The 18,699-nt window shown below is 63.8% G+C and carries 15 protein-coding genes; 5 read left to right on the forward strand and 10 right to left on the reverse strand.

Features of this window, described 5'->3' with window-relative positions:
• Positions 1 to 27: 27 nt before the first annotated feature.
• A complete protein-coding gene (locus HWX53_RS01225) occupies positions 28 to 564 on the forward strand; it encodes a class IV adenylate cyclase (RefSeq protein WP_175938700.1) in 537 nt (178 codons plus the stop codon).
• On the opposite strand, the gene HWX53_RS01230 is transcribed toward HWX53_RS01225, so the two are convergent.
• On the reverse strand, positions 540 to 1,025 hold the full coding sequence (locus HWX53_RS01230) for an Lrp/AsnC family transcriptional regulator (protein WP_175938702.1): 486 nt from the start codon (positions 1,023 to 1,025) through the stop codon (positions 540 to 542). The genes HWX53_RS01225 and HWX53_RS01230 overlap by 25 nt on opposite strands.
• Before the next feature lie 613 nt (positions 1,026 to 1,638).
• Between HWX53_RS01230 and HWX53_RS01235 the strand changes: the two genes are divergently transcribed.
• Both HWX53_RS01235 and HWX53_RS01240 read left to right on the forward strand, forming a co-directional pair.
• Complete coding sequence (locus tag HWX53_RS01235; RefSeq protein WP_035962098.1) at positions 1,639 to 2,325, forward strand: response regulator transcription factor; 687 nt, start codon at positions 1,639 to 1,641, stop codon at positions 2,323 to 2,325.
• Between the two features lie 29 nt (positions 2,326 to 2,354).
• On the forward strand, positions 2,355 to 3,881 hold the full coding sequence (locus tag HWX53_RS01240) for a sensor histidine kinase (protein ID WP_241269809.1): 1,527 nt from the start codon (positions 2,355 to 2,357) through the stop codon (positions 3,879 to 3,881).
• Between the two features lie 14 nt (positions 3,882 to 3,895).
• Here HWX53_RS01240 and HWX53_RS01245 read toward each other — a convergent pair whose 3' ends face one another.
• The 7 genes from HWX53_RS01245 to mnmC all read right to left on the reverse strand — a co-directional run bounded on the left by HWX53_RS01245 (position 3,896) and on the right by mnmC (position 12,910).
• Positions 3,896 to 4,372 (reverse strand): SET domain-containing protein-lysine N-methyltransferase, encoded by a 477-nt coding sequence (locus HWX53_RS01245; protein WP_175938704.1) that lies wholly within the window; start codon positions 4,370 to 4,372, stop codon positions 3,896 to 3,898.
• 141 nt (positions 4,373 to 4,513) lie between these two features.
• On the reverse strand, positions 4,514 to 5,626 hold the full coding sequence (locus tag HWX53_RS01250; protein WP_175938706.1) for an NADH:flavin oxidoreductase/NADH oxidase: 1,113 nt from the start codon (positions 5,624 to 5,626) through the stop codon (positions 4,514 to 4,516).
• 73 nt (positions 5,627 to 5,699) lie between these two features.
• The gene (locus HWX53_RS01255; protein ID WP_175938708.1) at positions 5,700 to 6,428 is read right to left on the reverse strand and encodes a glutamine amidotransferase; all 729 of its coding nucleotides are present in this window, start codon (positions 6,426 to 6,428) and stop codon (positions 5,700 to 5,702) included.
• 146 nt (positions 6,429 to 6,574) lie between these two features.
• Positions 6,575 to 7,219: a MarR family winged helix-turn-helix transcriptional regulator gene (locus tag HWX53_RS01260; RefSeq protein WP_175938710.1), complete on the reverse strand. Its 645-nt coding sequence runs from the start codon at positions 7,217 to 7,219 to the stop codon at positions 6,575 to 6,577.
• A 776-nt stretch (positions 7,220 to 7,995) separates the two neighbouring features.
• Positions 7,996 to 9,111, reverse strand: a complete 1,116-nt coding sequence (locus tag HWX53_RS01265; RefSeq protein WP_175938712.1) for a YbdK family carboxylate-amine ligase — start codon at positions 9,109 to 9,111, stop codon at positions 7,996 to 7,998.
• 52 nt (positions 9,112 to 9,163) lie between these two features.
• Positions 9,164 to 10,366: a cation:proton antiporter gene (locus HWX53_RS01270; RefSeq protein WP_175938714.1), complete on the reverse strand. Its 1,203-nt coding sequence runs from the start codon at positions 10,364 to 10,366 to the stop codon at positions 9,164 to 9,166.
• Between the two features lie 732 nt (positions 10,367 to 11,098).
• Entirely contained in the window at positions 11,099 to 12,910 is a 1,812-nt protein-coding gene (mnmC, locus tag HWX53_RS01275) for a bifunctional tRNA (5-methylaminomethyl-2-thiouridine)(34)-methyltransferase MnmD/FAD-dependent 5-carboxymethylaminomethyl-2-thiouridine(34) oxidoreductase MnmC (RefSeq protein ID WP_175938716.1), read from the reverse strand.
• Between the two features lie 503 nt (positions 12,911 to 13,413).
• Here mnmC and HWX53_RS01280 point away from each other — a divergent pair.
• Complete coding sequence (locus HWX53_RS01280) at positions 13,414 to 13,692, forward strand: HU family DNA-binding protein (RefSeq protein ID WP_008352404.1); 279 nt, start codon at positions 13,414 to 13,416, stop codon at positions 13,690 to 13,692.
• A 211-nt stretch (positions 13,693 to 13,903) separates the two neighbouring features.
• Here HWX53_RS01280 and HWX53_RS01285 read toward each other — a convergent pair whose 3' ends face one another.
• Together HWX53_RS01285 and HWX53_RS01290 are read right to left on the reverse strand one after the other, a co-directional pair.
• Entirely contained in the window at positions 13,904 to 15,109 is a 1,206-nt protein-coding gene (locus HWX53_RS01285) for a GTP-binding protein (RefSeq protein WP_175938718.1), read from the reverse strand.
• Positions 15,110 to 15,216: 107 nt separating this feature from the next.
• Positions 15,217 to 15,663: a lytic transglycosylase domain-containing protein gene (locus HWX53_RS01290; RefSeq protein WP_175938720.1), complete on the reverse strand. Its 447-nt coding sequence runs from the start codon at positions 15,661 to 15,663 to the stop codon at positions 15,217 to 15,219.
• A 597-nt stretch (positions 15,664 to 16,260) separates the two neighbouring features.
• On the opposite strand from HWX53_RS01290, the gene gspD reads away from it, so the two are divergent.
• The gene (gene gspD / locus HWX53_RS01295; protein WP_244139977.1) at positions 16,261 to 18,696 is read left to right on the forward strand and encodes a type II secretion system secretin GspD; all 2,436 of its coding nucleotides are present in this window, start codon (positions 16,261 to 16,263) and stop codon (positions 18,694 to 18,696) included.
• Positions 18,697 to 18,699 lie beyond the last annotated feature (3 nt).

Raw genomic sequence — 18,699 nt, forward strand, 5'->3', positions numbered from 1 at the left:
CCCGAAGGACAACCGGAGACCTCGTTCATGGCACGCAACATCGAAATCAAGGCACGCGCGCATCAATTCGACCAACTGCGGGAACGCGCTGCCGCGCTCGCCACGGATACGCCGCTCGTGTTTCGCCAACAGGACTTTTTCTACGACGTGCCGACCGGCCGCCTGAAGCTGCGCCAGTTCGACGACGGCACGCCGTCCGAACTGATCTTCTATCAGCGCGACGACCGCGACGGCCCGAAAGTCTCGTACTACTCGCGCAGCCCGGTGACGAACCCCGAAGCCATGCACGCGCTGCTCGCGCAGGCGCTCACCACGCGCGGCATCGTTTCGAAGGAGCGGCATGTGTTTCTGGTCGGGCGCACGCGCATTCATCTGGATCGCGTGGACGGTCTCGGCGATTTCGTCGAACTGGAAGTGCTGCTCGGGCAGGACGACGACGAGGCCGGCGGCGAAGCGGAAGCGCACGCCATGTTCGAGCGCCTCGGCGTGGGCGCGGCGGATCTCGTGCCGGTCGCGTATGTCGATCTGCTGAACGCCGGTCAGGACGCGTCCGCCGCGAGGTGAGCGAGCGGCAACGGGCCGTTGCGCTTGAACGTCGTGAGCACGATGTTCGAGCGCACGCTGTCGACGCCCGGCACGCGCATCAGCTTCTTCATGACGAAGCCGGAAAGCGCGTTCAGATCCGGCGCGACGATGCGCAGCAGATAATCCGCATCGCCGACGGTCGCGTGGCATTCGAGCACTTCGGGCAGCGTGTCGATTTCCTGCTGGAACTGCTCGATCACCGAATCGCTGTGATGCTTCAGCTTGAGGCTGGTGAACGCGGTCACGCCGAGCCCAAGCTTCTCAGGCCGCAACATCACGCGGTAGCCTTCGATGACGCCGATGGCTTCGAGCCGCTGCAAGCGCCGTCCGATCTGCGACGGCGACAGCGGCACCTGCTCGCCGAGCTGCTGATGCGTCGCGCGCCCGAAGCGTTGCAGGACGTCCAGCAGGGCGAGGTCGAAATGGTCCAGTTCCAGCATGGCGGGCGCGCGCGAAGACGGGAGAAGATGCGACTTTAGCGCATCGACTCTGGAAAACCGCCATAACCACGCGGGAAGCGCGCCGTTCGCGCATGACCTGAACATCGGCTTACGCTAGCCAACAAGGTAACGGGCGTATTACCAACCATGACATTGCCGAAAGGCACGGCATGCCGTCCGCGCCCGGTGTCACGCGCTCTGCAAGCCAAAAAAAGATAGACCGTAAGCCGCCGCGCAGCCTATCTTTCATTCATGTAGGCGGAATTTCAAGTCGGCGTAAACTTGCTCGACTCCATTGCCGGCGGGCGTTCGCCGGTCGACGAGGCTGGCGACTTTGAAGCTGTACAATCAGCAGCGCACCACGGACAGCGCAGTGCCGCTGAGAGACGGCAAGCGGCCGCATCCACGAAAATTCGGCTCGACGGTGCGCCGAGTGGCAGACAGCCACGTCCAGGGACAGGCATTCGGTGTATAGCCGCTCGCGCGAACGAGGCGCCGGCGGCGCCGCATAAGAGGTAACGGTTTTGATCCGGCTCGAACCTGCGCCGCCGCGTCGTCAATCACCGGCCTGGGCGCCCGGCTCGAGCGCAACCCAATTGTACTGAGCGACTTCATGCGAATCCTTCTGATTGAAGACGACCGCCCTATTGCGCGCGGCATTCAAAGCAGCCTGGAGCAATCCGGCTTCACCGTCGACATGGTTCACGACGGCATCTTCGCCGAGCAGGCGCTCGCGCAAAACCGCCACGAGCTCGTCATTCTCGATCTGGGCCTGCCCGGCATCGACGGCATGACGCTGCTCTCGCGCTTTCGCCAGGGCAACCGGCATACGCCGGTCATCATCCTGACCGCGCGCGACGAACTGCATGACCGCGTGCAGGGCCTGAACAGCGGCGCCGACGACTACATGCTCAAGCCGTTCGAGCCGCAGGAACTCGAAGCCCGCATTCGCGCCGTGATGCGCCGTAGCGGCCCGCACGGCGACGTGCCGCGCCCCGAAGTGACGCTCGGCGGCTTGCGGCTCTCGGGCGTGGATCGCCGCATCTTCAACGACGAGCGCCCGCTCGAACTCTCGCCGCGCGAATTCGCGGTGCTCGAAATGCTGCTGCTGCGTCATGGCCGCGTCGTGAGCAAGGCGCAGTTGCAGGATCATCTGACGCACTTCGGCGGCGATCTCGGCGACACGGCGATTGAAGTCTATGTTCACCGCGTGCGCAAGAAGCTCGAGAACACGCGCGTGGAAATCGTCACGGTGCGCGGTTTCGGCTATCTGCTTCAGGAGATCCGGCAGGCGGCGTGAGGAACCGGCCGCTTCTGCCCTAGAACGCTTTGCGACTTCCCACCCGGCGCGCGGGCGATCAGCGTTTCGCCCGCGAAGACTGGCTCGATCTGGCGCGATCGAAGCCCGCTCACCCTGCCGCGCCTCCGAGCCTGCGGCGCACACTGCTGCGCCGCCTCGCCGCGCCGCTGTCCCTGCTCGCGCTGATGAGCGGGCTCATGGCGTACTGGCTCGCGTGGCAGTACACGCAGCATGTGGTGGACCGCTCGCTCGCGGATCTCGCCACGGCCATCTCGAAGCAGATTCAGCTTGCCGGCGTCGATGCGCCCGTCACCGTGCCGCCGCTCGCGCAGGCAATGTTCTCCGATCCCATCGAGCAGCTCGTCTATCGCATCAGCACGGGCGATCAGGAAATCGCCGGCGATTCCGACTTGCCGCTCACGGGCACTTCCGTGCGGCGCATTCACTACGCCTACGTCTTCGAGACGCACTATCAGGGCACCAGCGTGCGGGCCGCGCAGGTTCGCGTGCCGCAGCCGCGCGGCAATCCGATCGTCGTCGAAGTGGCGCAGCGCGTGGGGTCGCGGTATCGCATCGCGGTGGAGTTTCTCGTCGCGATCATGATGCCGCTGCTGTTGTTGCTGCTCGCCGGCTGGGTCATCGTGTGGCGCGTCGTGAACCAGCAGCTGAATCCGCTCACCGATCTGGCCGACGCGCTCAATCGGCAGACGCATATCTCGCTCGAACCGGTCGACGAATCGCACGTGCCGAGCGAAGTCCGTCCGCTCACGAGCGCGATGAACGCGCTGCTCGTGCGTTTGCAGGCGGCGCTGGATGCGCAGCGCAAGTTCATCGCGGATGCCGCGCATCAGTTGCGCACGCCGCTGACCGCCGTCAAGCTGCACGCGGAGCAGGCGCTCAGTTCACGCGATCCCGCGAAGGCACTCGAAGCGGTGAAGGAACTGCGCGCGTCGGCGGACCGTGCCGTGCGGCTGTCGAATCAGTTGTTGTCGCTGGCACGCGCCGAACCGGGCGAGCAGGCGGCGCGCTTCGCGGATTTCGATCTCGCCGCGCTCGCGTTCGAAACCGGCGCGGAATGGGTGCCGCGCGCGCTTTCGGCCGGCGTCGATCTCGGCTTTCAGCGCACGGACGATCCCGAGAACGAACATCCGATCGTCGTGCGCGGCAATGTCGTGCTGGCGCGGGAAGTGATCGCCAACTTGATCGACAACGCGCTCAAGTACGTGCCGCCTTCGCGCTATGACGGCGCGCGCATCACGCTGACGGTCGGCGAATGGCGCGACGCGACGGGCGCGCGCTTCGGCGAAGTGGTGATCGAGGACAACGGTCCGGGCGTGCCGGGCGACCAGCAGCCGGATCTCTTCAAGCGATTTTTCCGTGGCGACGGACAAAGCGTGGAAGGCGGCGCGGGCCTCGGGCTCGCCATCGTGCACGACATCGTCGCGCTGCACGGCGGCAGCGTGCATTACGAGGATGCGCCGGAAGGCGGCGCACGGTTCATCGTGCGTCTGCCGGTCAAAGCGCATGCATCGGCGACGGATTCCGCGCGGCACTAGGCGGCGCGGTCCGCTTACTTCTTCTCTTTCTTCGCCTCCTTTTCCGGCTTCAACGCGAGCATCGTTCCGCGACACTTCTTCGCGCCGCAGCGGCACTCGTATTCCTTCTTGAGCTTCTTCGTGATGCGCCCTTCGATCACGAGCCCGTAGTCGTAATTGAGCTCTTCATCCGGCTCGATGTCGCGCAGCGCGCGAATGAACACACGCCCTTCAATTTCCTCGGCCTCGCAATTCGGCGCGCACGAATGGTTGATGTATTTCGCGCTGTTGCCGTCGATCTTGCCGTCGATCACGCGCCCGTCTTCCAGCGCAAAGTAGAACGTGTGATTCGGCTCGTCCGGGTTATGCGGATGCCGGCGCAGCGCCTCTTTCCACGAGATGCGCTCGCCCTTGTACTCCATCACCTCTTCGCCGGCCGCGATGGGCTTCGCGGCGAACACGCCCTTGCCATGCACGCCCGAGCGGCGAACGGTGATCCTCCGTGAACTCATCGAATGGTCCTTCTATATCGAATCTATGTGGGGCGCTTTGGCCTGCGGCAATAAAAAAACGCGGTGGCCTCGAAGGCGCCGCGTTCGACCGTCAGCACGGTATCGTACACTCCCGCGCGCTTCGATCTCAACCGCTCGGCATCAACGCTGTCCGAACGAGATGTCGCCGAACAGATGCTTCTGCTCGCGCGGCTGCGAGCGCCAATACTGCGGCGGCGCGCTGACGGTCGCGCCCAGTTCGGCCGCCGCGTGCCACGGCCAGCGCGGATCGTAGAGCATGGCGCGCGCCATCGCGACAAAATCGGCCTGCCCGCTCGCGACGATCTCTTCCGCGTGCTTCGCATCCGTGATGAGACCGACGGCGATGGTATTCGCGCCGGTCGCTTCCTTCACGGCTTTGGCGAACGGCACCTGATAGCCCGGCTCGAGCGGAATCTTCTGTTGCGGCGATACGCCGCCCGAGGAAACGTCGACCCAGTCGACACCGCGCTCCTTCAGTCGCGCGGCAAACGCGATAGTGTCTTCGATATCCCATCCGCCTTCGACCCAATCCGTCGCCGAGACGCGCACGCCGACCGGCTTGTCGGCGGGAAACGCGGCGCGCACCGCATCGAAGATTTCGAGCGGATAGCGCATGCGGTTCTCGCGCGAGCCGCCGTACTCGTCCGTGCGCTGATTAGCGAGCGGCGACAGGAACTGGTGCAGCAGATAACCGTGCGCCGCGTGAACTTCGAGCGCGTCGATGCCGAGCCGCGCCGCGCGCCGCGCCGACGCCGCAAACGCTTCCTTCACGCGCAAGAGGCCGGCGGTATCGAGCGCGAGCGGCGGTGTTTCTTCCGGCTTGTGAGCAATGGCGGACGGCGCATGCGTCATCCAGCCGCCATCCGCGACGGGAACGAGCTGGCCGCCTTCCCACGGCTTCTGGCTCGATGCCTTGCGGCCCGCGTGCGCGAGCTGCATCGTCACCGCGATGTTCGAATGCTGGCGAATGGCGGCGAGCACCGGACGCAATGCCGCTTCGGTCGCGTCGTCCCAGAGGCCGAGATCGCCCGGCGTGATGCGTCCGTCCGGCTCCACGGCCGTCGCCTCGATGCATAGCATGCCCGCGCCGGAGAGCGCCAGATGGCCGAGATGGATCATGTGCCACGCGGTGGCTTCGCCGCGCTCGGCGGAGTACTGGCACATCGGCGAAACGACAATGCGATTCGGCAACTGCAGACTGCGCAGGGTGGCCGGAGTGAACAGCGCGCTCATGTGTTAAGCCCGTCGCGAAGAAAGAAGCGAACGAGAATAGCACCTGCGTTTTGTTCGTGCAGCGCCGCCGGGCTTAGTCGCGATGCGCGTCGACCGGAAAGCGGTCGAGCCATTCGCCGAACATCGCGCGCGCGGCGCGTTCCAGCGCGGGGCCATGCTGCGCGGTGGCTTCACGCAAGGCGGCGGCGGTCGTGCCGCTGCGGGCGAGATCGCCCGGATAAGTGACGAGCCAGTTCTCGAAGCGATCCGCAAGCACTTCGGCGTGACATTGGAGCGCGAGAACATGGTCGCCCCAAGAGAACGCCTGATGCGCGCATCGCTCGGTGGACGCGAGCAGCGTCGCGCCGTCCGGAAGATCGAATGTGTCGCCGTGCCAGTGGAACACGGGCACCGCGTGACCATCCGCTTCGAGATGACGCAACGGCGACGCGCGCCCCGCTTCGGTCAGCGTGAGCGGCGACCAGCCGAGTTCGAGATCATTCGATGAATAGACACGCGCCCCAAGCGCCCGCGCGATCAGTTGCGAGCCGAGACAGATGCCGATGGTGGGAAGCCCCGCGGCGATGCGCTTTTCGAGCATCGACAAAAGCGGAGCGAGATGCGGATACTGCGCGTCTTCATACGCGCCGATGGGCCCGCCGAGCACGACGAGCAACGACGGATCGAGCGGATTGGGCGCGCCGATGCGCCCGCGCCCGACATCGAGATAGCGCACGAGATGCCCGCGATCGCCGACGACGAGTTCCAGACTGCCGAGGTCTTCGAAATGAACGTGGCGAATGGCCAAGACTTCAGGTTTCATCGGCGGCTTTCCGTGGATCGGCGTGCGTGGCTCGGAACGTCTCTACATGACGAGCCGCGCCTCGCGGCGAGGCGCGACGGGCACAGTCTAACCGACTGGCCGCCGCCTCACAGCGTGGAATGCCGCAAATGCCGCTGCGCCCGAACTCAGGCGATCTGCGCGAAGACCTTCCAGCTTTTCTTCTGCGTGTTCAGATCGCCTTCTTCGTATACCGAACAGTCGAGACGAAGATCGGTGTCCGCCATGTCGATCTGCAGGAGCGCGCAATGGTGCGGGACCTTCTTCGGGTTCTTGCTGACCTCGAAGTGCGTGCACGAGAGACACATGCGATGCGCCGGAATGTGCTGCTGGGCTTCCAGTTGGCGAATGGTCTTGAGCAGCGTGCGATAGAACGTCGCCTGCTCGTCTTCGCGCAGCGTGCCGACCGCCTTCGACAGGAAGTCGGGCCATTGCAGCGCCTTCTTCGCCGCTGTGCGTCCGCGCGACGTCAGGCGCACGGCTAGCGCGCGGCCGTCGTCCAGCGCGCGGCGCTTTTCGACGAGTCCCTTGCCTTCGAGCGTGCTCACGGCATCGCTCGTGGTCGCGGCCGTCAGCGCCGTTTCGCGTGCGATCTCGCCGAGGCGCATGGGCCCCTTGCGCTGCATCAGCAACACGAGAATTTCACCCTGGGTAGGCGTCAGCCCCGCACCTTCCGCCCATTCCCATGCCTGGCTGCGCATCGCCGTGCTCAGCCGCAGCAGGCCGTGGGTCACCCGCCCCGTCGCCTGCTCTCCGTAAACGCCTTCACTCATAATATTTCGCTTGTTTTCCGCTTTATGGGTTTCGACAGCCCGTTCGCTGTTAAGCGAACACCTCGCCCCGAAAGCCGCCCCGATTCACGTTGCCCGTTCTTCGGGATAACTCCCGGTTTGTGGTCCCCGCCGTCTCAAAATTCAGGCGTACCAAGCCAATTCGGTTTGCCTGAATGGGGACATTGCAACCCTCTTCGTTTTGCGCCTTCTTGTGTGATGCCGGCGCTGCTTTTTCGCCGACTATACCCCGCCATCAGCGAAGTCGCCATTCTAAGCGACTGAGACCAAACGTACACCTTAATTATCCACGCAAAACTGTGGATAACCCGTGGAAAAGCGCGGTATTTCGTTGAGACTGCGCTCTGGACCACCAAGCACCTGCCGTTCAAGCCAAGAGGACTTCATTGCCAATTACCGTCATGGTGCCTGGTTTTTTGCCAGCGGCTCCACAGACCGTAACGCACGGTAACGACTCTTACCGCTACAGGATTCCTGCGTTGTCCGGACTAAGTTTGCGATTGCCGGAAGCCTTCTCGATGTATACGGACGCTTCACAGAAATCTTGAGGAGAGTGCATTAGCTTCTGCTCAAACGTTGGCGCGCGCATTTCATTCTCACTGCGGCATGCACGCATTCCATACACACGGAAAACAATAAAGCCGCTTAGGATTTGTTCCAAGCGGCCTATGTGGGGCAACCGTCAAAGCATCACGATGCGCGAAAAGTCTTAAGCGTGCCTTAAGGATTTCCGTGACTTGTGCATTCACGTCCTTCGGTCACGCACGCCATTGCAGACATTGCTGTCTCACAGCTTCATGCAGGGACTTTTCCTTGTCGAACACGCCGCGCAGCCAAGTCGCATCGTTGACGCCGCCGCGCGCGATGTCGGCGATCTGCGCGAGCGCGGCCTGCGATCCGAGCGCTTCCGCATGCGGCGCGAGCACGTCGAGCGTCGCCAGAATGTCTTCGGCGACCGTGCGCCGCTCGCCCGTCTGCGGGTGGACGCACGTGCCTTCCATCCCGAAGCGGCATGCCTCGAAGCGGTTGAACGTATAGACGAGGTAATCGTCTTCCTGCGGCATGAGCGGCTTGTCGAGCAGGAGATAGCGCGAGAGCGTCTGGATATAACACGCGATGGCTGCCGCGCGATCGACCGAAAGCGGCGTATCCATCACGCGGACCTCGATGGTGCCGAAGCCGGGCTTCGGGCGAATGTCCCAGTAGAAGTCTTTCATGCTGTTCACGACGCCCGTGTGGACCATCTTCGAGAAATATTCCTCGAAGCTGTCCCACGTCAGCACGAACGGCGCGCGGCCGGACAACGGAAACGCGAAGACCGAATTGAGCCGCGCGGAGTGAAAGCCCGTATCGACGCCCTGAATATACGGCGAAGAAGCCGAGAGCGCGATGAAGTGCGGAATGTAGCGCGACATCGAATGCAGCAGGAAAAGCGCGCTGTTCGGGTCGGGGCAGCCGATATGCACGTGCTGACCGAACACCGTGAACTGCTTGGCGAGATAGCCGTACAGCTCAGAGATGTACTGAAAGCGCGGCGCGTCGTAGATCTGGCGGTCGCTCCATTGCTGGAACGCATGCGTGCCGCCGCCGGCCAGCCCGACATTCAGCTGGTCGGCCGCCGCCACGAGCGTATCGCGAATCTTGCGCAGGTCCGTCACGGCTTGTTCGTGCGTAGTGCAAATGCCGGTCGACAGCTCGATCATGCTTTCGGTGATCTCGGGCGTGATGTTGCCCGGAATCTTCTCGTCCTTGATAAGACGCATGAGGTCGGACGCGGCCTTGGTCAGATCGTAGTCGTGCGTATTCACGACCTGGATTTCTAGCTCGACGCCGAACGTGAACGGTTCCGAGTTGATGAAGGGTTCTAGTGCCATGACGCCTCTTGTTGAATCAATGCTTTGCCGGCCGGGCGATACTCGAATGCGCTTACTCGCGCCGCTCGCCCACCGCCGACAAACTACGGTACACCACGAACGGCGTCACGATCTGCAGCAGCACGATCGAGCACATCACGATGGCGCGCAGCGTCGGATCATAGTCGGGATACAGCACATACATATCGTCGACGAGCAGATACGCGAGCGCCGACATCGGCGTCAACGCCACGCCGAGCGCCACGCCCTGCTTCCATTCCAGCCCGCTCGGCTTCGCGAAAATGAGCACGCCGATCAGCTTGCCGATGAAGCGCGCGAGCACGAGGCCCAGCGCCGCGACGCCGCCGAGCGCGATATCTCGCCACGCAAACGATGTCAGCGTGAGCGCAAACAGAATGACGGTGAGCAGCCATCCCGCGGAACCGAAGTGCGATGGCCACAACTGCGGCCGCTCGTCCGCGTTTTTCACGATGATGCCGGCCGCGAGCAACGCGAAGATCGTCGAGAGCTTGAAGAGGTGAGCGATAGCGATGGCAAGCAGCACGAGTCCGAAGAGCGCCACGAACGAATGCTCATCGTTGGCGTTCAGGCGTCGATAAAGCAGATTGCAGCCGCGCGCCAGCAAAAACGCCAGCACAAGCGACCCGATCAGCAGATAAAGCGGCTGAAGGATCGTCGCGAATGGATTGCCGTAGATCTCCTGATGCAGCACGCCCGCCGCCAGCTTTTCGACGATCACCGCGTACATGCTGTTTAGCGCGGTCAGCGTCATCAGGCGCTGCGTCACCTGGCCTTCCGCGCGCAGCTCGGTTTTCAGCTGAATGACCATGGCCGGCGACGTGGACATCGCGATGGCGGCGATCACCACCGACGGCATCGTCGGCACATGGAACAGGATCAGCGCGATCAGCACGAGACCGAACGTGAGCGTCGATTCCGCGATGCTCGACAGAATCAGATACGGATTGCGGCGGATCCAGCGCAAATCGAGCCGGCCGCCCAGTTCGAAAAGCAGCAGCCCGAGCGCGACGTCAAGTAGCGGACGCGACAGACCGCCCGCGCTCGCGTCGATCACGCCGAGGCCCGCGTTGCCCGCGATCAGCCCGATCACCGCATAGCCGGTGATGCGCGGCAGACGCCACGCGCGCCATAGCAGTTCTCCGGCGAGCCCCGCGGTGACGAGCGCGAGACCGGCCCAGAGAATGGCGTCGGGTTCGAGCGGCCAGGCGGGCAGAAATGAAAATGCCGAATTCATCGTGTGGGCTTCTCCTTCGTTGCTTCAGGCAGAGGGGCACGTCCGGCCGCGCGGTGGGCGAAAAACGTCAGCGGACGGCACGCATGCTCACGACCCGCTCCCGCCACGGGCGTAGTTCATTCAGGCGAAACGAATACGAACGAACACGGCGTCACGGAACCGGCCGTGCACGGATTAGACGATGCGTCCCGGTCCAGTGCGACGCTTAGAGCGAGACTGGCCGGACGCAGCGAACGGCGTTGCAGCGCGATGATCGGAGTTTCGCGTTGCAAGCGTCGTTCCATTGAGGCGTCCGCCGTCTGGACGGCGCGACGCAGGAAGAAGCGCGATTGTGCCACACAGTCATGTCCCCGGCGAAAACTGCAAGTTTATGATTCTTATGAGGTAAAGCCGACCGCAGACGTTCTTCTTCGGAAAAGCTGACCGGCAGTCCACGCGTTTCCTGGGCTTCCGATGACGTCGTCTCCAGGTGTTTACAGGTTTACTGTATTTAAACGTAGTAGTAGTTAACAAGGCGCCGCAGCCGCTGTGGACAACTGGTCTTTGTGCTTTCCGATCAAGCACATGTCAACCGAAAAAGCGCGCGGTAAACCCGGTCGTCCCGCGCCGTTAACTCGGAACAACTTTCGGCGGTTAACGGGCGGTCTCCGGCTTGTCCCGTTTACGTACACAATGCGCCCACAGCTCCTTCTTGCGGATTTCGCCGACTTATCCACAGATTTCCGAGGATAACTAGGGCGGGCCGATTTCTCCGTGACGTAACGCTCGTAAAAAGAATCGCGCGGGATCGACGGCTTCGGCCAGTTCGCGTTCGATCGGCCACGGCTCGCCCTCCGCTTGGGACGCGATCAGTTCTGCCGCGAGCGTCGCCCAGACGAGCCCGCGCGAACCGAAGGCGAACGCGCCGTGCAAGCCCGGCATGCGCGGCAGGTCGAGCGGCCATGCGCCGGAAAGGCGACGGGCATCGCGGCGGGCGGCGGTTTCGTCGGCGAGCGCGCCGATCATCGGCATGCGATCACTCGTCACGCAGCGAAACGCGACGCGGCCCTGCGAGGCGCGTATATCGCCGATGCCGCCGAGCATGCGCCCGACGCGCTCGACGTTCTCCGCATGCCCGGCTTCGCGCACGTGCGGATCAGTCTCGTCGATGTCGTAGGTCGCGCCGATCAGCGTGCGCCGCGCGCCGAGCGGCACCGCATAGCCGTCGCCGACCACGGGCAGCGTCAGCGCATCGAGCGGGCTCATCTCGACAATCGAAAGCTGACCGCGCACGCCGCGGGTCGGATCTCCGTGCAGGCTGGCCAGACGCGCCGCGTCGTGCGCATTGGCGAGCACCATAACCGGCGCTTTCGCGATCAGTTCGCCTCGGGCGTCGAAAGCACGCCAGTCGCGGCCGTCGAATGCGATCTGCGCGACGGCCGAATTCATGCGCATGGTGAGCGCGTCGCCGGCAGCGGCGAGTTGAGCCGCGCAGACCGCGGCCGGCGAAATGGCGCCGCCGCGCGGAAAGAGCCAGCCGCCTCGCGCCACTTCGACGCCCGCCACGCGCGATGCGTCGTCGCACGTCGTCGGCGTCACGTAGTTGCGCGGATAGCCGAATCGCGCGATGGCGTCGGCGAGCGCCTTTGCGTCTTCTTCCGAATCGGCGATCTGCAGCAAACCCGCGCTGCGCCCCAAGTCGTGGCCTGCGGCTTCGAGCGTCTGCCATCGTTGCAGCGCGCACAGGAAGCCCGCCCGCGTGAGGCGCGCGGCGCTGCTGTCGTCGCGCCACACGATCGGGTGAAAGACGCCGGCAGGATTACCCGACGCGTCTCGCGCGGGCGATGCGTGCCGGTCGATCAGCGTCACGCGCCAGCCGCGCGACGCGAAGCACGACGTCACCGCGCACCCCGCCAGTCCCGCGCCGATGACGATGGCCTCGCGCGTGGTGACATTCGCGGGCAGCGGCGGCTCGTGACGTCGAACGCGCCAGCGCGGCGCGAAATGCGCAGCGATTCGACCGTCGCTTGGACGGCATTCGAAGCCGGAGGCAGCGAGCGCGCGCGTCCACGAGTCGCGGCCTGGCTCGGCGACGTCGACGCAGAGCGTCGCGCCATCGCCCGCGAAGCGCGCGAGCGTCTTGCTCCACTTGCGCGGATCGTCGTCTGGCGTCGCGTCGACATGAAACGCGTCGGCGCGCAGCCAGAGCTTCGACAGCATGTCGTCGCCGACGGCAAGCGTGAGCACGACACGCCCCGCTTCGAATTCGAGCCGATGCACGCCGGGCACGCGCATCGGCCAGACGCGAGCGAGTTCGGCTAAAAGAGGATCACTGTCGGCGGGCGGCGGCGTATCGAGGGCGGGCAGCGGTGCCACCGCGACCACATGCAGACGCTCGCAGCGCGAGGCGTCGTCGCGCCAGAGGCGCCATAGCGCCAGAAAGAGACTGCGAGTGTCGAAGCGCGCGGCGGCATCGACGAAGGTGAACACGCGCTTCGTCTTCCAGCGCGCCGGAAGATCGTGCAGCGCGAGAAGCGGCTCGCTAACGGGCGATGTATCGGTCATGCATCGAACCTGGGAGGGAAAGCGGGCGTCTGTGAGGCGTCGGATAGTCGGCGAACGCCGCCGCGCGCCGCACTGAAGCACGACCGGTTGCATCCGCGAAAGCCAGTACCGACAAGGCTTACAGCGCGAAACGGCCAAGGAATTGGCGATGAAACGTTGGCAAAAACCAACGGCGCGCTGTCCGATCAGGCGGCTTTGGCACACGAAAGCGAGCCGCGCGTGATCGGCCCACGGAGGCCGCCCGGAACAGCCCGTTACATAAGGGTAAATCTTTGAAACCCTTGTCCAGATTGGGTTTGCGCTGCGCTATCATACCAAGCGCCTCGTTCGAAGGCGGCGCGAGGGATTTGATGGGATGCAACGCCGGTGACATGGCGCGAAACTGCGCCGAATCGTCGGACGGACGCGCCAGAGGCCCGTCCCTACTCGACTGCACGGCTTGCGCACGTATAATCGGCGCGTTCGCGCTGTTCGTGTCAACCTAAACTGATAAAGGAACCTTAATGAACAAACAGGAATTGATCGACGCCGTAGCCGCTCAGACCGGCGCCAGCAAAGCTCAAACCGGCGAGACGCTGGACACGTTGCTCGAAGTCATCAAGAAGGCTGTCTCGAAGGGTGACGCAGTTCAGTTGATCGGTTTCGGCAGCTTCGGTTCGGGAAAGCGCGCAGCACGCACGGGCCGTAACCCGAAGACCGGCGAATCCATCAAGATTCCGGCCGCCAAGACCGTCAAGTTCACGGCTGGCAAGGCATTCAAGGACGCAGTCAACAAGCGCTGAGCGTCTGGCCCGTCGCGGCCCGCCTCGCTGCGCAGCGCCTGGCAGCTCTTTCAGCGTTTATCAGCGCCATCGCTCGTGTTTAGTTGTACCGTGTTCGTATCTTGATAGCGCCCGTCTTGCGCAAGCTACTCAGGTTCGTCCGCATGAGCGGAAAAAAGCCGGAGACCAAGAGGACCATGAAACCCGCCATCGGCGGGTTTTTTTTCATCTTCTAATGTCGATGATGGTCTTCGCAGTCGCAGTCGGGGCCGTGGTCGTGATCGTGCTCATGGTCGTGATCTTCGACATCCCACGCGGGAAACGGATCGTCGAACTGCTGCCATGCATGGCTGCCGAGCGTCCATTCGTCGTCGGTCAACAGGCACGCGTCGAACTTTCGCTGCCACGCCTCGATGTCGAGATCGACGCCCATCAGCACCAGTTCCTGCCGTCGATCGCCGATGCTGTTGTCGTCCGGATCGCCGAACCATTCCGCGACGATCTCCGCTTCCAGCTCCGGATCATCCGTTGGCCATTCGCTTCTGTCCTGCGCGGCCCACCATACGCCAGCCGGACCATGCCGCAACGTGCCGCCCGCCTGCGACAGCGACCCGCCGACGACACTGCGCGTCGCGAGCCAGAAGAAGCCCTTCGCGCGCAGCACGTCGCGCCATTCCTCATGCAGCAGATTCCACAGCCGTTCCGGATGAAACGGCCTACGCGCCCGATAGACGAAATGCCGGACGCCCGACGCATCCGCGTCGCTGCTGGCTTCGTGTTCATCATTCAACATCGCGAGCCAGCCTGCGGCGCTGCCGGTTGCGTCAAGATCGAAACGGCCCGTGTTCACCAGTTCGCCGGGCAGCGCATTGCCGTGTTCCGTCCGCAGGAGGACAGCGCGCGGATTCAACGCGTGGAAGATGTGCGCGAGCCGGTCCACTTCGTCCTGGCCGACGAGGTCCGTCTTGCTCATCACGATCACGTCGCAGAATTCGATCTGCTCCACGAGCGCCTCCACGACCGTTTTGTCTTCGTCGGACGCTTCGCCACCGAGCAAGATGCCGCGTTCCGCAAGCGACTCCGCCGACGCGTAGTCGCGCATGAAAGTCGATGCATCGACGACGCTGACGAACGTATCGAGTTGCGCGCGGCCTCGGAAAGGCGCGTCTTCGTCGTCGCCGAAAGCGAAGTGCTCGGCGATATCCATCGGATTCACGCCGGGCGGCGCTTCGATCACGATCGCATCGAAACGAGGCTGCTGCTCGGTGAGCCGCGTGATGGCATCGGCGATGGACTGCATCGCGTCATCGCCCGCGCTGCAAGCGAAGGAACCAATGCGCACGCCCTCGCTGTTGTTAAGCAATGCATCGAGGAGCGTGGACTTGCCCGCGCCGACGAAACCCGAGAGCACGGTGACTGGCAGTGGCGTTTGGTTCATTGCGGGCGTCTGGACGAGAATCGAAGTCACGATTCTGCATCAAACGCGGGGTGAGCGGAGGCTAGCCACCGAGCGGCGCGGCGGCTCGCGCACTGGAGAACCGGGAATTACTTCGACGCCTGCAACAACTTCCAGCGCCGCAAAATCTCGATGATCTGCGCCGAGTACTTGTCGCGCAGCGCGGGCGTTTCGGAATGGTAAGCACCGACGGCCTGCCACGAATTGCCGTACTTGTTCATCTTCTGGCGCAAATGCCATGCGGCGACGTAGACGCTCTTGCACGGCTCCATCAGCGTGCCGCTGGAGATGCCGTATTGGGAGAGCGTGTTGAGGTGGATCGAATTGATCTGCATCAGCCCGTAGTCGGTCGAGCCATTGGCGTTCTTGTTGATGGCGTCGGGCTTGTTGTGGGATTCCTGCCAGGCGATGGCGCGCAGAATGAGCGGATTGACCTTCTGATACTTCGCTGCTTCGTCGAAACAGTCGGCGTGAGCGGACGCGGCCGCCAGCATGGCGCCGCATCCCATCGCAAGTATTCGCAGGAATCGCTTCATCTTCGTTCTACTCCATCCGCCTGTGCGGAACCGTCATGCTGCTGGCGCCGCGCCTCGCGCGTGCGCCAAGATTCGTTGTCCGCTCTCGTCTGCGGCGCGGCGGCATCGGGAAAACCCGAGCTACGCGTCGCCGCCTGGGGAACGGAACCGCCCGTATGATACCGGCTGACGTCTGCGACCATAAGTTGGCTAGCCGACATAGGCCCAACCGAGGGCGGATTGGACCAACGGGAATCATCGGCTGCCTATCGGCGGTTTCTTAAACGTATGAATAATCAAGTAATCTAATCGGGTTACAATTCGGGTCCCGTGTGCGTCGCTTGTCTGACAAAAGCCTTCCGATGGGTTATCGGCAGGGCGTCGGAAAGCTTGAGCGCGCTGGAACACTTGGCATGCAGCCGCCGGGCGAAAGCGGCGGCGAACGAAGTTGCACTATTTCGTTACACAAAGCTGCTATCGTCACATTTTTATAAATAATCGTGGTCGGGCGGACACGTTCGCATCACGGTTGGCAGCGCCCTCGGATTGACGAACGGTGCTGCCTTAGCCGGTTCTTTGTATTCCGGCTCAGACATCACATCCATGAGAAGACAACCTATGGCACTGCGTCGCATCGCGACGGCACTGCTGGCGGCGGGACTTATCGTCGCGCAAGCCGCGCACGCGCAAGTGACGTTGAATTTCGTCAATGCCGATATCGACCAGGTCGCGAAGGCGATCGGCGCGGCCACCGGCAAAACCATCATCGTCGATCCCCGCGTCAAGGGACAGCTCAACCTCGTCTCCGAAAATCCGGTGCCGGAGGAGCAGGCGCTGAAGACGCTTCAGGCGTCGCTGCGGATGCAGGGCTTCTCGCTCGTGCAGGATCACGGCGTTCTGAAGGTCGTGCCCGAAGCCGACGCCAAGCTGCAAGGCGTGCCGACCTACGTCGGCAATGCGCCGCCGGCGCGCGGCGATCAGGTCGTCACGCAGGTGTTCGTGCTGCACAACGAGTCGGCGAACAACATTCTGCCGGTGCTGCGGCCGCTCATCTCGCCGAACAACACCATCGCCGCTTATCCGGCGAACAACACGCTCGTCGTGACGGACTACGCGGACAACGTGCGGCGCATCGCGGGCATCATCGCGGGCATCGACACGGCGGCGGGCCGTGAAGTCGACATCGTGCAGCTGAAGAACGCGAACGCAATCGACGTCGCGGACCAGATGAACAAGCTGCTCGATCCCGGCACCATCGGCAGCACGGACGCGACGCTGAAGGTCACCGTCACGCCCGATGCGCGCACCAATTCGCTGATGTTCCGCGCCTCCAGCAGCGCGCGGCTCGCGGCGGCCAAGGAACTGGCGAGGAAGCTGGATGCGCCGACCTCGCAACCGGGCAACATGCACGTCGTTCCGCTGCGCAACGCCGACGCGACGCGGCTCGCGAAGACGCTGCGCGCCATGCTGGGCAAGGGCAGCGGCAACTCGGACAACTCGTCGAACAGTTCCGGCTCCAACTCGTCGAATTCCTTCGGGCAGAGCGGGCTCGGCAACTCGTCGACCTCGACGGGCACGTCCGGCGTTCCGCCACTGCCCGGCGGCCTCGGCAGCAGCGGTTCCGGCACGGGCAACAACCCGATGTCCGGCACCGGCGGCACGCGCGACGCGGGCTTTTCGTCGAACAAGGACAACGACACCGGCAACGACACGGGCGGCGGCGGCATGATCCAGGCGGATTCCGCGACGAATTCGCTCATCATCACGGCAGCCGATCCGGTCTATCGCAACTTGCGCGCGGTGATCGATCAGCTCGACGCGCGCCGCGCTCAGGTCTATATCGAGGCGCTGATCGTCGAACTCTCGGCCACGACCGGCGCGAATCTCGGCATTCAGTGGCAGGGCCTGCTGCTCTCGAACGGCGGCAACAACGCGCTCTACGGCAGCACGAGCTTCGGCTCCGGCAACACGAACATCTTCGATCTGACCGTGCAGGGCAATGCGATCGCGCAGAATCCGTCGGCGGTCACCTCGACCACGGGCCTCCTCGCCAACGGCCTGAACATCGGTCTGTTGCACCGCTTCGGCAATCTGTTCGGGCTCGGCGGCCTGCTTCAGGCGCTTTCCACCTCGGCGGATGCGAACATTCTGTCCACGCCGAACCTGATCACGCTCGACAACGAGGAAGCGAAGATCGTCGTCGGTCAGAACGTGCCGGTGGTGACGGGCTCCTATGCCACGCCGACCGCGAACGCCGCCACGTCCGTGACCGCGTTCAACACGTTCGACCGCCGCGACGTGGGCGTGACGCTGCACGTCAAGCCGCAGATCACCGACGGCGGCGTGCTCAAGCTCCAGATCTATCAGGAAGATTCCAGCGTCGACGCGACGACCAAGACCGATCCGGGCGGCGTGACCATCAACACGCGCTCGGTGCAATCGACCATTCTGGCCGACGACGGCGAGATCGTCGTGCTGGGCGGTTTGATGCAGGATCAGTACAACAACAACAACAGCAAGATTCCGCTGCTCGGCGATATTCCGTTCATCGGCAGCCTGTTCCGCAGCGAAAGCAAGACGCGCACGAAGACGAACCTCATGGTGTTCCTGCGCCCGGTGATCGTTCGCGATCAGGCGACGGCCTCGCAGATCGCCAATACGCGCTATGAATATCTGCGCAATCAGCAGTACGGTTCGACGACGGACAACCGCCTGATCAAGGACCAGAACGTGCCGATGATGCCGCCGAAGCCGCTCGGTCCGAGCGAAGGCGGTGGCGCTCCGGCCCAGAATCTGCTCGACTGGAACAACCTGACGCGCGGTGTGCCGAGCACCACGCTGCCGCAGGATCCGAACGCCGGTCCCGCGCCGCAGCCGTATCAGAGCGCGCCGCAGAGCACTTACCCGGCGCCCGCGAACGGCGCGACCAACGCGATGCCCGGCAACGCGGCGACGAACGCCATGCCTGGCAACGCCGCGACGGGCTACGCGGTGCCGAACAACGCGCCGAGCGCCGCGCCGCTCGGCGGCAATCAGACGGGAGGACAGCCGTGAACA

Origin of the sequence: Caballeronia sp. BCC1704 (assembly GCF_902833455.1) — a bacterium.
Classification (GTDB): Bacteria; Pseudomonadota; Gammaproteobacteria; order Burkholderiales; family Burkholderiaceae; genus Caballeronia.

What these genes read in the sequence shown, in the direction of transcription:
- HWX53_RS01265 (WP_175938712.1), bottom strand. Translation starts at nt 9,111, where the DNA reads ATGGCACTAGAACCCTTCATCAACTCGGAACCGTTCACGTTCGGCGTC.
- HWX53_RS01285 (WP_175938718.1), bottom strand. Translation starts at nt 15,109, where the DNA reads ATGAACCAAACGCCACTGCCAGTCACCGTGCTCTCGGGTTTCGTCGGC.
- mnmC (WP_175938716.1), bottom strand. Translation starts at nt 12,910, where the DNA reads ATGACCGATACATCGCCCGTTAGCGAGCCGCTTCTCGCGCTGCACGAT.
- HWX53_RS01270 (WP_175938714.1), bottom strand. Translation starts at nt 10,366, where the DNA reads ATGAATTCGGCATTTTCATTTCTGCCCGCCTGGCCGCTCGAACCCGAC.
- HWX53_RS01230 (WP_175938702.1), bottom strand. Translation starts at nt 1,025, where the DNA reads ATGCTGGAACTGGACCATTTCGACCTCGCCCTGCTGGACGTCCTGCAA.
- HWX53_RS01235 (WP_035962098.1), top strand. Translation starts at nt 1,639, where the DNA reads ATGCGAATCCTTCTGATTGAAGACGACCGCCCTATTGCGCGCGGCATT.
- HWX53_RS01245 (WP_175938704.1), bottom strand. Translation starts at nt 4,372, where the DNA reads ATGAGTTCACGGAGGATCACCGTTCGCCGCTCGGGCGTGCATGGCAAG.
- HWX53_RS01280 (WP_008352404.1), top strand. Translation starts at nt 13,414, where the DNA reads ATGAACAAACAGGAATTGATCGACGCCGTAGCCGCTCAGACCGGCGCC.
- HWX53_RS01260 (WP_175938710.1), bottom strand. Translation starts at nt 7,219, where the DNA reads ATGAGTGAAGGCGTTTACGGAGAGCAGGCGACGGGGCGGGTGACCCAC.
- gspD (WP_244139977.1), top strand. Translation starts at nt 16,261, where the DNA reads ATGGCACTGCGTCGCATCGCGACGGCACTGCTGGCGGCGGGACTTATC.
- HWX53_RS01225 (WP_175938700.1), top strand. Translation starts at nt 28, where the DNA reads ATGGCACGCAACATCGAAATCAAGGCACGCGCGCATCAATTCGACCAA.
- HWX53_RS01290 (WP_175938720.1), bottom strand. Translation starts at nt 15,663, where the DNA reads ATGAAGCGATTCCTGCGAATACTTGCGATGGGATGCGGCGCCATGCTG.
- HWX53_RS01255 (WP_175938708.1), bottom strand. Translation starts at nt 6,428, where the DNA reads ATGAAACCTGAAGTCTTGGCCATTCGCCACGTTCATTTCGAAGACCTC.
- HWX53_RS01250 (WP_175938706.1), bottom strand. Translation starts at nt 5,626, where the DNA reads ATGAGCGCGCTGTTCACTCCGGCCACCCTGCGCAGTCTGCAGTTGCCG.